General features: G+C 65.0%; 11 protein-coding genes. 7 read left to right on the top strand and 4 right to left on the bottom strand.

All coding sequences use genetic code 11. The annotated features are described in order from the left end of the window. Positions 1–15: 15 nt before the first annotated feature. Together mfd and OVY48_RS21880 are read right to left on the bottom strand one after the other, a co-directional pair. A complete protein-coding gene (mfd, locus tag OVY48_RS21885; protein ID WP_313924439.1) occupies positions 16–3492 on the bottom strand; it encodes a transcription-repair coupling factor in 3477 nt (1158 codons plus the stop codon). A gap of 132 nt (positions 3493–3624) precedes the next feature. Next, complete coding sequence (locus OVY48_RS21880; protein WP_313924438.1) at positions 3625–3891, bottom strand: succinate dehydrogenase assembly factor 2; 267 nt, start codon at positions 3889–3891, stop codon at positions 3625–3627. Between the two features lie 201 nt (positions 3892–4092). Between OVY48_RS21880 and recG the strand changes: the two genes are divergently transcribed. Beyond that, complete coding sequence (gene recG / locus OVY48_RS21875) at positions 4093–6153, top strand: ATP-dependent DNA helicase RecG (RefSeq protein ID WP_313924437.1); 2061 nt, start codon at positions 4093–4095, stop codon at positions 6151–6153. Positions 6154–6599: 446 nt separating this feature from the next. Here recG and OVY48_RS21870 read toward each other — a convergent pair whose 3' ends face one another. Then, positions 6600–6830 carry a hypothetical protein gene (locus OVY48_RS21870; RefSeq protein ID WP_313924436.1) on the bottom strand — a complete coding sequence of 77 codons (231 nt, stop codon included), beginning with the start codon at positions 6828–6830 and terminating at the stop codon, positions 6600–6602. Positions 6831–6908: 78 nt separating this feature from the next. Then, on the bottom strand, positions 6909–7703 hold the full coding sequence (locus OVY48_RS21865) for a hypothetical protein (RefSeq protein WP_313924435.1): 795 nt from the start codon (positions 7701–7703) through the stop codon (positions 6909–6911). A 127-nt stretch (positions 7704–7830) separates the two neighbouring features. On the opposite strand from OVY48_RS21865, the gene OVY48_RS21860 reads away from it, so the two are divergent. From OVY48_RS21860 to OVY48_RS21835, 6 genes are read left to right on the top strand one after another with little or no spacing between them, the layout of a single operon-like run. Beyond that, positions 7831–8523, top strand: coding sequence for a DUF4129 domain-containing protein (locus OVY48_RS21860; protein WP_313924434.1), 693 nt, complete (start codon positions 7831–7833; stop codon positions 8521–8523). Continuing rightward, positions 8520–9761 (top strand): hypothetical protein, encoded by a 1242-nt coding sequence (locus tag OVY48_RS21855; protein ID WP_313924433.1) that lies wholly within the window; start codon positions 8520–8522, stop codon positions 9759–9761. The genes OVY48_RS21860 and OVY48_RS21855 overlap by 4 nt, the downstream gene beginning before the upstream one ends. Next, positions 9758–10714: a MoxR family ATPase gene (locus OVY48_RS21850; RefSeq protein ID WP_313924432.1), complete on the top strand. Its 957-nt coding sequence runs from the start codon at positions 9758–9760 to the stop codon at positions 10712–10714. Before OVY48_RS21855 ends, OVY48_RS21850 begins: the two co-directional genes overlap by 4 nt. Positions 10715–10718: 4 nt before the next feature. Next, on the top strand, positions 10719–12029 hold the full coding sequence (locus OVY48_RS21845; protein WP_313924431.1) for a DUF58 domain-containing protein: 1311 nt from the start codon (positions 10719–10721) through the stop codon (positions 12027–12029). Positions 12030–12034: 5 nt separating this feature from the next. Then, positions 12035–13057 (top strand): stage II sporulation protein M, encoded by a 1023-nt coding sequence (locus OVY48_RS21840; protein ID WP_313924875.1) that lies wholly within the window; start codon positions 12035–12037, stop codon positions 13055–13057. Beyond that, a complete protein-coding gene (locus OVY48_RS21835; RefSeq protein ID WP_313924430.1) occupies positions 13041–13919 on the top strand; it encodes an RDD family protein in 879 nt (292 codons plus the stop codon). Before OVY48_RS21840 ends, OVY48_RS21835 begins: the two co-directional genes overlap by 17 nt. The last annotated feature ends 66 nt before the right edge of the window (positions 13920–13985 follow it).

Genomic DNA, 13985 nt, shown 5'->3' with positions numbered 1-13985 from the left:
CAAAGTCCTGCCTGATCAAGCGGCAGCCTTGGCCAGCCCCTTCGACAATTGCAGCGCGCCGTTGAGGCGGGCGGCGGAATCGGCCCAGGCGCGGTTGACCACGATCTTGCTGTCGGGACGCAGGCGGGCGACGCCGTCGAGCCGCTGAACATAGGCGATGAGGCCCGCCGGATTGGGGAAGCTGTCTTCGAAGAAGCTGACCAGCGCGCCCTTTTGCCCGACATCGATCTTGGCGATATTGGCCTTCACGCAATTCTGCTTGATCTCGATGATCTTGAGCAGGTTTTGCGTGGGGGCAGGCAGCTTGCCGAAACGGTCGATCAGTTCCGCAGCGAAGGATTCGAGCGCCTGGCGGTCCTCCAACTCGTTGAGGCGGCGATAGAGACCCATGCGCAGGTCGAGGTCGGGGACATAATCGTCGGGGATCATGATCGGCGCATCGACGCTGATCTGGGGCGAGAAGCTGTCGCGGCGGATTTCGAGGCCGACGCCGCCCGCCTTGGCGTCCATGATCGCTTCTTCCAGCATCGATTGGTAGAGTTCGAAACCGACTTCGCGGATATGGCCCGACTGTTCGTCGCCGACGAGGTTGCCCGCGCCGCGAATGTCGAGATCGTGGGAGGCGAGCTGGAACCCTGCGCCGAGCGTGTCGAGATCGGACAAGACCTTCAAGCGCTTTTCCGCTGTCTCGGTGATGATGCGGTTGGCGGGCGTGGTCATATAGGCATAAGCGCGCGTCTTCGACCGGCCGACCCGGCCGCGCAATTGGTAAAGCTGGGCGAGGCCGAAGCGGTCGGCGCGGTGGATGATGAGCGTGTTGGCGCTGGGGATATCCAGGCCGGATTCGACGATGGTGGTCGAGAGCAGCACATCGTAGCGCTTGTCGTAGAAGGAGGACATGCGTTCCTCCACCTCGGTCGCCGACATCTGGCCGTGGGCGACGACGGCCTTGATTTCGGGGACTTCGTTGCGCAGAAACTCTTCGATCTCCGTCAAGTCGGCGATGCGGGGAACGACGAAGAAGCTCTGCCCGCCGCGATAATGTTCGCGTAGCAGTGCTTCGCGGATGACGATGCCGTCCCAGGGCATGATATAGGTGCGGACCGCGAGGCGATCGACCGGCGGCGTCTGAATGACCGAGAGTTCGCGCAGGCCCGACATCGCCATTTGCAACGTGCGCGGGATGGGCGTGGCGGTCAGGGTGAGGACATGGACGTCGGTCTTCAAGGACTTCAAGCGTTCCTTGTGGGTGACGCCGAAGCGCTGCTCCTCATCGACGATGACGAGGCCGAGCCGCTTGAAATCAATGCCTTTGGTCAGCAGCGCATGGGTGCCGACAACGATATCGACCGTGCCGTCGGCGAGGCCCGCCTTGACCGCCTTCGCCTCCTTGTCGGTGACGAGGCGGGAGAGGCGGCCGATATTGACCGGGAAGCCGCGGAAGCGTTCCTCGAACTGCATATGATGCTGGCGCGCTAGCAGGGTGGTCGGGCAGATGAGGACGACCTGCATCCCCGCCATTGCCGCGACGAAGGCGGCGCGCAGGGCGACTTCGGTCTTGCCGAAGCCGACATCGCCGCAGACGAGGCGATCCATCGGCTTGCCCGATCCCAGATCCTCGATCACGTCGCTGATCGCGCGGTCCTGATCCTCGGTTTCCTGATAGGGGAAGCGATCGACAAAGGCAGGGTAGCCCGCGACATCGGGTTCGGCGACGGTGGCGGCGCGCAGTGCGCGTTCGGCGGCGGTCTTGAGCAATTCACCCGCGATTTCGCGGATGCGCTCCTTCATCTTGGCCTTGCGCCGTTGCCAGGCTTCGCCGCCCAGCTTGTCGAGGCCGACGCCATCGCTGTCCGACCCGTAGCGGGAGAGGACTTCGAGATTTTCGACCGGCACGAACAGCTTGTCGCCACCCGCATAGCTGAGCGCTACGCAATCATGCGCCGTCTTGCTGACCGGAATCTGGGTCAGCCCTTCATAGCGGCCAATGCCATGGTCCATGTGGACGACGAGGTCGCCGGGCGACAGGGTGGCGAGTTCCGCGAGGAAGGCGTCGGTATTCTTCTTGCGCTTGGCGCGGCGGACGAGCCGGTCGCCCAGCATATCCTGTTCGGTCAGGACCGCGACGTCGGGCGCGGCAAAGCCATGGTCGAGCGGCAGGACGGTGAGCGTCACGCTGCCATTGGCGGCGATGCCGAGCGCTTCCTGCCAGCCATCGGCGGCGGCGAGGCGCTTGACTCCATGGTCGAGCAGCAGGCCGGACAATCGTTCGCGCGCGCCGCCCGAATAGCTGGCGATCACTACCTTTTTCTTCGCGCGTTGCAGCGCGGCGATATGTTTGCCGACCGCTTCGTAGATGTTGATATTCTGCGCGCGTTCGGGGGCGAAGTCGCGCGGGCCATCGACCGCGAAGTCCAGCACCTCGGCGCTGGCCGGCTCGTGGAAGGGGGTGGTAGCGTGCATCGGCCGGGTGGCGACGGCTGCGTACCATTCGGCGGCGTCGAGATAGAGCAGGTCGGGCTTCAATGGCCGATAGGCACCGGGGTCGGAGGTTTTGGCCTGGACCCGGTTGGCATGATAGTCGCGGATCGCCTCGAACCGGGCATCGGCGGCACCGGCGACGCCATGGTCGCGGATGATGACGGTGTCCGCGCCGATATGGTCCGCGAGCGGCACCAGCTTGTCCTCGAACAAGGGCAGCCAATGTTCCATGCCCGCGAGGCGTCGGCCTTCGCTGACCGCCTGATAGAGCGGATCGCCGGTGGCGGTCGCGCCGAAGGTTTCGCGATAGCGGCTGCGGAACCGCTTGATGGTTTCCTCGTCCAGCAGCGCTTCGGAAGCGGGGAGCAGGGTGAAGCCATCGATGCTGCCGGTGGTGCGCTGGTCGGCGGGGTCGAAGCGGCGGACGGTTTCGATCTCGTCGCCGAAAAAGTCGAGGCGGAGCGGTTGCTCCTCGCCGCCGGGGAACAGATCGACAATGCCGCCGCGTATCGCGAACTCGCCGCGATCATGCACGGTGTCGGTGCGGACATAGCCATTGCCCTGGAGCATGGCGGCCAGCCGCGTGATCGCGATCCGCTCCTTGGGCGCGAGATGGGCGACCAGTTGCCGCACGCGGAACGGGGTGAGCGTCCGCTGCGTCATGGCGGCGAGGGTGGTGACGACCAGTTGCGGTGCCTTGGGCGCGGCTTGCAGCGCGTGCAGGCCCGCCAGCCGCGCCGAGGCGGCGCGCAGCGAGGGGCTGGCCCGGTCATAGGGCAGGCAGTCCCAGGCGGGGATTTCGATGATGCCGATCTCTGGCGCGAAATAATGGGCAGTGTCGGCGATGGCGCGCATCTGCTGCTCATCGGCGGCGATGAACAGCGCGCGGGCCTGACCCGACCCATAGGCCGCGCGGGCGATGTCGGCGAGCAGCCAGGGTTGGAACCCGGCAGGCACGCCAGACAGGGTCAGCGGGGCTTTGGCGCGGAGGATGGTTTGGAGATCGGTCATATGTTCGCTCTTAAATCCTCCCCTGTAAGGGGAGGGGGACCACGAAGTGGTGGAGGGGTGTCGCTCCATCGATAGGGTGACACCCCTCCGTCGGGGCTGCGCCCCGCCACCTCCCCTGCTAGGGGAGGATGATCAGTTCTCGATCTTCACGAAATCGAGTTTCAGGAATTTGTCCATCATCGGGCCTTTCCATTGGTCGGGCACGGGGATGGTGCCCAAGGCCCAGCCGATGATATCGGCATCCTGTTCGTCCATGAAGCGTTCGAACCAGGCAACGTCGGCTTCGTCCCATTCGGCATGATAGCGTTCGAAATAGCCGCCGACGGTATAGTCCGCCTCGCGCGTGCCGCGGTGCCATGCGCGGAATTTCATGCGGCGCATCTGGGGATTTTCGTTCATGGTCATTCCCATTTCCGTTCGTCCTGAGTAGCCATTGAGCGAAGGCGAAATGGCGTATCGAAGGGCCGGTGCTTCGATACGGCTCTTCGACTTCGCTCAGCCCCTACTCAGCACGAACGGGAGTAGGGTTGAGCAAAAACAGCCGGGCCGAACGTGCGTTTGAGTATATGTCCTGCCTGGAGTAGAGCGCAGCAGATAGACATGCGACCCGATATTCTCAATCCGCTCTTTGCCGAAATCTCTGTCCTTAAGGGCATTGGCCCGGCGCTGGCCCGCCCGCTGGAGCGGCTGGGGCTGGCGCGCGCGGTCGATATCGCCTTTCACCTGCCGGTCAGTTGGGTCGACCGGCACCTGACCGACGAACTGGACATGGCCGATGCGGGGCGGGTGATCGGCATCGAACTGACGCCGGTGGACTATAAGGCCAGCGGCGGCGCGCGCACCCCATTTCGGGTGCAGGCGACCGACCGCTACGGCAATTATGTGTCGCTCATCTATTTCGGCAAGAATAGCGGGTGGCCGCGCAAGCTGTTGCCGCTGAACGAAGCCAAATTCGTGTCGGGCAAGCTGGAAAGCTATGGCGAGACGCTGCAGATCGTGCATCCCGATGTGCTGCCGCCGGAGGAAGCGGGCAGCGTTCCTGCGCGCGAATCGGTCTATGGCCTGTCCGACGGATTGACCAACAACCGGATGCGCGATTTGGTGGCGCAGGTGCTGGCCCGTGCGCCCGATTTGCCGGAATGGGTCGAGCCCAGCCTGCTGGCGCAAAAGGGCTGGCCGAGGTGGCGCGAGGCGCTGACGCGCATTCATGCCGATCCGTCCGATGCCCAGGCGCGCGAGCGGCTGGCCTATGACGAGATTTTGGCGGGCCAGTTGGCGTTGATGCTGGTGCGGCAATCGTCGCGGCGGCGGCGGGGCGTGCCGATCGCGGGCGACGGGCGGCTGCGGGCGATGCTGAAACTGCCCTTTGCGCCGACCGGGGCGCAGCGGCGTGCGTTCGGCGAGATTGAGGGCGACATGGCGCAGGCGACGCCGATGCTGCGGCTGCTGCAGGGGGATGTGGGGTCTGGCAAGACGCTGGTAGCGCTGATGGCGCTGCTCAATGCGGTCGAAGCGGGGATGCAGGGGGCGATGCTGGCCCCCACCGAGATACTGGCGCGGCAACATTATGAGACGCTGCGCAAAATGGCGTCGGGATTGCCGGTGGAGATCGCCATCCTGACCGGGCGCGACAAGGGCAAGGTGCGCGAGGCGACGTTGATGGGGCTGGCCGATGGCAGCATCGACATATTGGTCGGCACCCATGCGATCTTTCAGGAAAAGGTGCAGTATAAGGCGCTGGGGCTGGCGGTAATCGATGAGCAGCATCGGTTTGGCGTGGCGCAGCGGATGATGCTGGCGAACAAGGCGACCCAGGCGCCGCATCTGCTGGTGATGACGGCGACGCCGATTCCGCGCACGCTGACGCTGACCTATTATGGCGAAATGGAAGTGTCCAAGCTGGACGAGATGCCGCCGGGGCGGCAGCCGATCCAGACGGTGGTGATGGCGGCGACGCGGCTGGACGAGGTGGTCGATGCGCTGGCCCGCCATGTGGGCAGCGGGGGGCAGGCCTATTGGGTGTGCCCGCTGGTCGAGGAAAGCGAAACCAGCGATCAGGCCGCGGCTGAGGCGCGCGCGGAATCGCTGCGGCTGCGCTTTGGCGAAGCGGTCGGGCTGGTCCATGGCCGGATGAAAGGGCCGGACAAGGATGCGGCGATGGAGGCCTTCGCCGCCAATCGGACGCAGATATTGGTCGCGACCACGGTGATCGAGGTCGGCGTCGACGTGCCCAATAGCAGCCTGATCATCATCGAGGGCGCCGAACGCTTCGGCCTGGCGCAGTTGCACCAGTTGCGCGGGCGGGTGGGGCGCGGCGACAAGCCTTCGGTCTGCCTGCTGATCCGGGGCGGCGCGCTGGGCGAGACATCGCGCGCGCGGCTGGCGCTGATGCGCGAGACCAATGACGGATTTCTGATCGCCGAGGAAGATTTGCGGCTGCGCGGCGCGGGCGAAGTGCTGGGCACGCGGCAGTCGGGCGAGGCGGCGTTGAAGCTGGCGACGCCCGAACATATGGCCGCGCTGATCGACCCGGCGCGCGATGACGCGAGGCTGCTGATCGATCGCGACGGCGGGCTGGACAGTGCGCGCGGGCAGGCAGCGCGGGTGTGCTTGTATCTGTTCGAGAAGGATGCGGCTGTGGGGTTGTTGCGGGGGGGGTAGGGAGTGGCGATTGCTTGCCGTGGCCAATATTGCCTCTCCCGTGAACCCGAAGGCCCGCAAGTGCCCGCTGGTCCAGCACTTCACGGCGAATGGACCGGTTGTTGGCGCAGATTTGGCGGCGATGATGGTTTAAACAGCCGTGCGCCCACTGACCGCCACACCGACCTTGCCGCCGCACAGGCCACACTGGATGAGGCCCGAGAGCAGTTAGATGAGGCCCGAGAGCAGATGGACCGGGCGTCTGCCAAGATGCATCCGGCTGGCTTGCGTGGCCTGGATATATTTGTCGGTAAGCGCGTCCTGTCGCTGTTTCACAGCCTGCCATAGATCGTCGCTGACGATCCGCAGACCCATTCGGCCTCGGGATTGGTGCGGGCTACTCTCTGACCCGTCAGCGATTCTTGAGATAATGTTTGTGGTTCCAGACCCGCTTTCCGACATAGAGTTCAGTGTTGAGAATAGCCACGCCCTGGCAAAGCTTGCCGGTTACGGTCGTGTTGCTCCATGGCCGCGAACTCGCGAAAGATGCGCTCGACCACTGGCGCTTCGCTTGGCTCGATCTGGCATTCGCCGCGCACCATTTCACCTTCGCTGGAAAGCCGCCTCACTGTGCGATAGCCACAGCCTACCGGTCCTGCCGAAAAGCCTTTCTCCACCTTGAGGAACAGCGCATTCATCCTGCCCTTGAGACATCAATGCAATACGCGTTAAGCTATGAATGCATGTTCGATTGCCGCGCCACCGCCTTCACCTTCCTATGCGAAGATGTCGGCCAGATCCTGTGATTGGGGACCATCTTTCCAGTTGCGCAGCGCGGTATAAAGGCTGGCTTGTGTCGTGCTCCAGAAGGCGATGATCAGCGTATTGGTGATGGCGGTCGATATCAGATAGAGCGGCGACAGCGCCAATGCGTCGGCGGTTGCCATGGACATCATGCCGCTCGTCACCATGACGACGCCCAGCACGGCCGTCAGCAGCCATACCAGGACCAACAACAAAAATTGCAGCCCGAAAATCTTCCAGCGCGCGCCCTTGGTCAGATACCGGCTGCGGGAGAAAGCGGCGAATATGCCATTTCTCTCCACGACCAGAGCGGGCGCGGCGACCGACCACATGATGTAGAGCATGATGCCCGGCACCACGAGCAGGATGAAACCCGCCACGACCCCCAGGACCAGTAACAGGGTGAGGCCGATCAGCGGGACCGCGACCGCAAGACCCGCATGCACGCATGCGGCGAAGCTCGCCCGTTGGCCTTCGGCATAGGCCAGGGTTGCGCGGACGAGCGCGCCCTGAACCAGCATGGACAGCAGCAGGAAAATGACGAAGGAGGCTATCGACACCGCTACCGCGCCGACCGTGCTGGAGCGATCAGCCGTCGCGAGCGTTGCCCCGATGAAATAGGTGTAGAGCGATTGCGGCACGGCGCCCAAAAGGAAGGCTATGCCGAACGTCGCGATCGGATTGTCACCCAATGTCCCAAAGGCGCGACTTAGCACCGTGCCGATGGAAAAAGATTGTTCCTCGCTAGAACCTGCTCGCGTCGCCATTTTGATACCCCCCGATTGATGGACTTGGCATCAATGCTGTCTCATTCGATGGACTTTGTCACTCTTTGAATAGCTTGCGCCGCCGCGCCCAGGCGTTAGGGTTCGGCGTGACGGGGGTAATCGGGGCATGGCCGCACCAGCAGAGATGGCGGACGATCAACTTGCCGCAGCGCATCGGGCGTTGCGGGCGGAGGGGGACGTGCAGTTCGACCTGCTGCCCGCGCCCGGACGGCAGCCGCCTCCGGCCTGGTTGAAGGCGCTGGGCGAATGGCTGGAGCAGGCCTTGGCGCCGGTCGACCGCTTCCTGCGCTGGATCGGCAGCTTCATGCCTGACGCACCCTATGCCCGTATCTTCCTGTGGACCATGATCGCGGCGCTGCTGCTGTTCCTTTTGTGGATGGCGGTCGATCGCATCCGGCACGGGGTCTGGCGACTGCCGCGCCTGCGCCGCCGCGCGGTGGCCGTTCCCGTCGCGCCTGATGAAGACTGGACCCCCGATGCCGAACCGGCGCGCGCCTGGCTGGAGGAAGCCGACGCGCTGGCCGCGCAGGGGCGCTATGCCGAAGCGGTGCATCACCTGCTTCTGCGCAGCGTCGAGGATTTGTCTCGCCGCCGTCCGCAGATTGTCCGCCCGGCCCTTACCAGTCGCGATCTCGCCACGGTGCAGGGCGTGCCCGCCGCGCCGCGCCGCCTGTTCGCAGAGATTGCCGCAGCCGTGGAACGCAGCCTATTTGGCCGCCGCCCGATCGCGGCTGTCGAATGGGACCGCTGCCGCCGCGCCTATGCCGATTTCGCGCAAAGCCGGACCTGGACGGCATGAGCGACGTTGCGTTTGGCCGCCCGGCGAACGACGCCACGCTGTTTCGCGGGCGCACCGTCGCGTTGATGCTGGCGATCGGCATTGCAGGCTTTGCGGCGATGCTGGTGCTGGGTGCCTATGCGCCGGATTTGCGGTCGGGTCGCAATGGTGGCGGTCATGCCTTGTCCAACGCAGTGACGGGCTATGCGGGGCTGGTCGCTTTGGCCGAGGCGACCGGGCGGCAGCCGCGGATCGTGCGCAGCGCGCGCGATTTCGACACCGAAGATCTGCTGGTCGTGACGCCGGAAACCAGCGGCATCGACGTGAGCGAGGCGCTGACCCAGCGGACCAGTCGACCCACCCTGTTCATTTTGCCCAAATGGCGCACCGTTCGGGATGAAGACCATGAGGGGTGGGCGCGTTATCAAGGGATATTGCCGCTGTCCGAACCGATCGGTGTCCTCTCGCCGGGCGTGCGCTTCACCATGCGCCACTATCGCAGCGGTGGCGGGGTACTGACGGCGCGCGGCGTGCCGGGCCGATTTTGGAAGCCGCGTCCCATTCAGGTCATCACCGGCATTGATCCCGACAATGACGAGCAGGACGATCGCTGGCGCAAGCTCACGCCCCTGCTGACGGACGGCAAAGGCGGCATCGTGCTGGGCCAGGTCGGCGAGGGGCCGCTTTATGTGCTGGCGGACCCCGACCTGCTCAACAATCGCGGGATGAAGGATGTGACCCAGGCGCGCGCGGCGCTGGCCCTGCTCGATTGGATCAACAGCACCGGGGCCGAAGGTGTTGCCTTCGATGTCTCGCTGAACGGGCTTGGCCATTCGCGCAGTCCGCTCAAATTGCTGTTCGAGCCGCCTTTCCTGGCGATGACGCTGACCATCTTGGCCGCGTTGCTGCTGGCGGGCATTCATGCCTTTGGTCGCTTCGGCCCGCCGCGCGCCCGGACGCGCGCCGTCGCTTTGGGCAAGGCGGCGCTGGTCGACAACAGTGCGCTACTGATCCGCAAAGCGGGCCGCGAGGCGCGGCTGGGCGGCCGCTATGCCGCGGCCATTCGCGATCGGGCGGCGCGCGCCTTCGGCGTGCCAGCGCGACTGCGCGACGGCGCGCTCGACCAGCATCTCGATAGTTTGAAGGCGCAGCACCGCTTCACCGACCTGGCGCAGGCGGTGCAAGCGGCCAGCGACCGACACAGCCTGCTCGAAGCCGCGCAGGCGCTCCATGATTGGCAGGGGGAGAAAGCCAAGTGAATGTGACCGAAGTTCAGGCGCTGGGCCAGGCGATCCGCCAGGAAGTGGCGCGCGCCGTGGTGGGGCAGGAGGCGACGGTCGACCTCATGCTCGTCGCGCTGTTTTCGGGCGGACATATCCTGCTCGAAGGTCCGCCCGGCACTGCCAAGACCCTGATCGCGCACAGTTTTGCCCGTGCGCTCGGCCTGGATTTCGGGCGCATTCAATTCACCCCCGACCTGATGCCCGGTGACATAGTCGGCGCCAATCTCTTCAATTTCCAGACCAGCCAGTTCACGCTGACGCGGGGACCGATCTTCACCGAATTGCTGCTGGCCGACGAAATCAACCGCACCCCGCCCAAGACGCAGGCGGCGTTGCTGGAAGCGATGCAGGAACGCACCGTCACCATCGATGGCGACAGCCTGCCGCTGAGCGACCGCTTCATGGTGGTGGCGACGCAAAACCCGATCGAGCAGCAGGGCGTCTATCCCCTGCCTGAGGCGCAACTCGACCGCTTCCTGTTCAAGCAGAGCGTGGATTATCCAAGCGCGACGGAGGAACGGCGCATCATCGCCACCCACGGCGCGCGGACCCATGCGATGACGCCGCAGGAATGGGGCGTTGTGCCCGTCGCCGACGCGGCCCGCATCGGCGAAGCCATCGGCGTCGTCAATCAGGTGCTGCTTGTCGACGAAGTGGTCGATTATATTCTTGGTCTCATTCGCGGCACGCGCGATGTTGCCGATCTGGAAAGCGGTGCGTCCCCGCGCGCTGGCGCGATGCTGGCCGGGGCCGCGCGCGCTCGCGCGGCGCTCGATGGGCGGGACTTCGTCATCCCCGACGATGTCAAAGCACTTGCCCCGGCCTTGCTGCGCCACCGCCTGATCCTATCGCCTGCCGCCGAGATTGACGGCCGCCGCATCGAGGATGTCGTGACCGGCATCATCGAAACGATCGAGGCACCGCGCTGACCCGATGATCTATCCGACCCGCACCGCGATCTGGACGGCGGCGGCCGGCGCACCTGTGACCTTGCTGGTTGCGCTGATGGTGCCGGGACGCTGGTATGCTGCATTGGCCTGGCCGATCGCGGTGCTGCTGGCGACGCTGGCGGACGCGCTGCAGGGCGCACGCCCTTCGCAGGCGCAATTGACGCTCGATCTACCAAGAACCGCCAGCGTCGGCGCGAGCGTGGACGGCAGGGCAAGCATGACCATCCCCGGTGCCGCGCCTGCCCGCGCGCAACTGCTGGTGGGAAGCGGGCCGCTTTTGGAACAGGAGGAGGACAGTCCGTGGGTCGAATTGATCGACGGGCGGGGCGTGGCCGCCATCCCGTTGCGCGCAGCCCGGCGCGGCACCGCGCGGATCACTCGCGCCTGGCTTCGTTGGCGCGGGCCGCTGGGTCTCGTCTGGAAACAGCATAGCCTGCCGCTCGACGTGACCATGGCGATTTTGCCCGACATCCGCCCGGTCCACGAACGCGGCGCGCAGATATTCCAGCGGCATGCGCTTCAAGGCCTGATGGCGCAAATCGATCGTGGCGACGGTGCGGATTTCGACGTGCTGGTCGAATTCCATGCCGGCATGGACCGACGGGCCATCGACTGGAAGCAGTCGGCCCGCCACAGCAAGTTGCACGCCAAGGAGTTTCGGTCTGAACGCAACAACCAGATCGTCTTCGCCATCGACGCAGGGCGGCAGATGAGCGAGCCGGTCGGGGGACTCAGTCGGCTCGACCGGGTAGTCTCGGCCATGTTGCTGACCGGTTGGGTCGCGCTCAAGCTGGGGGACCGTGTCGCGCTCCACGCCTTCGACTCTCGCCCGCGCATCGCCAGCGGAATGGTGTCGGGCGCGGCGGCGTTCAGTGAGTTGCAACGGCTTGCTGCGCAGATCGACTATAGCGGCGAGGAAACCAACTATACCCATGCGCTGACCAATTTGGCGGCCCGGCTGACGCGCCGGTCGATGATTATCCTGTTCACGGAATTTACCGATCTCACCTCTGCCGAATTTCTCGTCCGCGCGGCGGGGCGGCTGGTGGAAAGGCATTTGCTGCTGGTCGTGGTGCTGCGCGACGAGGAACTGGAATCGATCCTCGACCGCCGTCCGCAAAGCGCGGACGATGTCACGCGCGCGGTCACCGCTGCTGCGCTGCTCAAGGATCGGTTGATCGTGCTGACCCGCCTGCGCCATCTGGGCGCCCATGTCATCGAAGCCGAGCATGACCGCGTCGCCGACCGGCTGGTGCAGGGCTATGTCGATCTCAAGCGGAGGAACCTGTTGTGAGCGCCATGGTCGAAGGCGCAGCCGCGCCGCTGGTCAACGCCAGCCGCTTCCGCGCCGCGCATGAGGCGGAGTGGGAGCGGCTCGATCAGCTTATCATCCGCATGGAAAAGCGATCTGTCCGGGCTTTGTCGGAGGATGATATTCTGGCTCTGCCGCTGCTCTACCGCTCGGCGCTATCGTCTCTGTCGGTCGCGCGCGAAACCTCGCTCGACCGCGCATTGGTCACCTATCTCGAACAATTATGCACCCGCGCCTATTTCCAGTTGTACGGCGTGCCCGACACCGCGCTGCGCCAGCTTGGCCGCTTCCTGGCCGTAGATTGGCCACTCGGAGTCCAGGCTTTGTGGCGCGAGACCCTGGCCTGTTTGATCTTCACTATCGTGGGCGTCACTGCAGGCTGGTGGCTGGTCGCCAGCGATGCCAGCTGGTATTACAGCATCATTCCCGATGCGATGTCGGGCGGGCGCGACCCGTCGGCCAGCACCGAAGCGCTGCGTGCCACCATCTATGGGCCTCAAGAAGGAAGCGGCCTCGCGACCTTTGCCGCCTATCTCTTCACCCATAACAGCCAGGTCGCCATCTTCGCCTTCGCGCTCGGCTTCGCCTTTACCGTGCCGACCGTGCTGCTGCTCCTCTATAACGGCCTGACTTTAGGGGCGATGCTCTGCCTGTTCGCGCAGAAGGGATTGGGCCTCAATTTTCTCGGTTGGCTTACCATCCATGGTTCGACCGAGATGTTCGCCATCATCCTGGCCGGGGCGGCGGGGATGAAGATCGGGACGGCCATCGCTTTTCCGGGTCGCGAGGACCGTGTCGAGGCCGCCGTGCGGGCCGGACGTCGTGCTGCCGTCGTCATGGCCGGGGTCGTGCTGATGTTGCTGGTTGCGGGCTTGCTGGAAGGGATCGGGCGGCAAACGGTCCAGTCCGACCCGATGCGCTATGGCATCGGCCTGGCCATGCTGGTCGGTTGGCTTGCCTATTATTATCTGCCGCGTCGGCGAGAGGGTCGCGATGCGCTGGCGGCGTAACCGCAAGCCCGGCGCGCCGCGGTCGTTGCGCCGCAGCTTCGTCACGCCTGAGGGCGTGGACCTGCGTCTGGAACTGGCGAGCGCGGGGACGCGCGCGTCCGCCTTCATCATCGACATGCTGATCCTTTTCATCAGCCTGATTTTGGCGACCACCGCGATCACGCTGCTTGGCCTTGCAGGCGGCGGCGGTGAAGTCTTCCAGATACTCTGGCTGATCGGTGCCTTCGTTCTACGCAACGGATGGTTCATCCTGTTCGAAATGGGCGGACGCGGCGCGACGCCGGGCAAGCGGATGCTGGGGTTGCGGGTTGTCGCGCGTGATGGCGGGCGGCTGGCCGGCGGGGCGGTGATCGCCCGCAACGCGCTGCGCGAGATAGAGGTGTTCCTGCCTCTGTCCTTCCTGGGGATGCAGGCGGCGCAGGACGCGGCCGACGGTTTCCTCACGCTGTTCGCGCTGAGTTGGACGGGCATTTTCCTTTTCTTCCCTCTCTTCAACCGCGACCGACTGCGTGTCGGCGATCTGTTGGCGGGCACCTGGGTCGTCCTCAATGTCCGCGCCGCATTGGGCACGGATCTTGTCGCGGCGCGCGCCGCGCAGCCGCGCCGCGTCTTCAGCGACGCCGCGCTCGACCTGTATGGCATTTATGAATTGCAGACGTTGGAGACGGTTTTGCGCAGCGGGCAGGATGACGCGATCGCTACCGTAGCGGCGACCATCCGGCGCAAGGCGGGGCTGGCGGACGAAGGCGACGATGAAGGCTTTCTGTCGGATTATTACGCCGCGCTTTGCGCCCGGTTGGAACGCGGCATGCTGGTCGGCCGCCGCCGCGAGGACAAGCGCGCTGTCTTCGGTTCACGCTGAAGTCGTTCGCGAAAATGTGATTTGCAAGGCGCGCTTTGGGAAGCGGATAACGCGTCACGAATAATC

This window comes from Sphingobium sp. SA2, assembly GCF_032227065.1.
Lineage (GTDB): Bacteria > Pseudomonadota > Alphaproteobacteria > Sphingomonadales > Sphingomonadaceae > Sphingobium.
Note: the sequence above shows the minus strand (reverse complement) of the source record. Positions and strands in the feature narration are given on the sequence as shown.

What these genes read in the sequence shown, in the direction of transcription:
- mfd (WP_313924439.1), bottom strand. Translation starts at nt 3,492, where the DNA reads ATGACCGATCTCCAAACCATCCTCCGCGCCAAAGCCCCGCTGACCCTG.
- OVY48_RS21880 (WP_313924438.1), bottom strand. Translation starts at nt 3,891, where the DNA reads ATGAACGAAAATCCCCAGATGCGCCGCATGAAATTCCGCGCATGGCAC.
- recG (WP_313924437.1), top strand. Translation starts at nt 4,093, where the DNA reads ATGCGACCCGATATTCTCAATCCGCTCTTTGCCGAAATCTCTGTCCTT.
- OVY48_RS21870 (WP_313924436.1), bottom strand. Translation starts at nt 6,830, where the DNA reads ATGAATGCGCTGTTCCTCAAGGTGGAGAAAGGCTTTTCGGCAGGACCG.
- OVY48_RS21865 (WP_313924435.1), bottom strand. Translation starts at nt 7,703, where the DNA reads ATGGCGACGCGAGCAGGTTCTAGCGAGGAACAATCTTTTTCCATCGGC.
- OVY48_RS21860 (WP_313924434.1), top strand. Translation starts at nt 7,831, where the DNA reads ATGGCCGCACCAGCAGAGATGGCGGACGATCAACTTGCCGCAGCGCAT.
- OVY48_RS21855 (WP_313924433.1), top strand. Translation starts at nt 8,520, where the DNA reads ATGAGCGACGTTGCGTTTGGCCGCCCGGCGAACGACGCCACGCTGTTT.
- OVY48_RS21845 (WP_313924431.1), top strand. Translation starts at nt 10,719, where the DNA reads ATGATCTATCCGACCCGCACCGCGATCTGGACGGCGGCGGCCGGCGCA.
- OVY48_RS21840 (WP_313924875.1), top strand. Translation starts at nt 12,035, where the DNA reads ATGGTCGAAGGCGCAGCCGCGCCGCTGGTCAACGCCAGCCGCTTCCGC.
- OVY48_RS21835 (WP_313924430.1), top strand. Translation starts at nt 13,041, where the DNA reads ATGCGCTGGCGGCGTAACCGCAAGCCCGGCGCGCCGCGGTCGTTGCGC.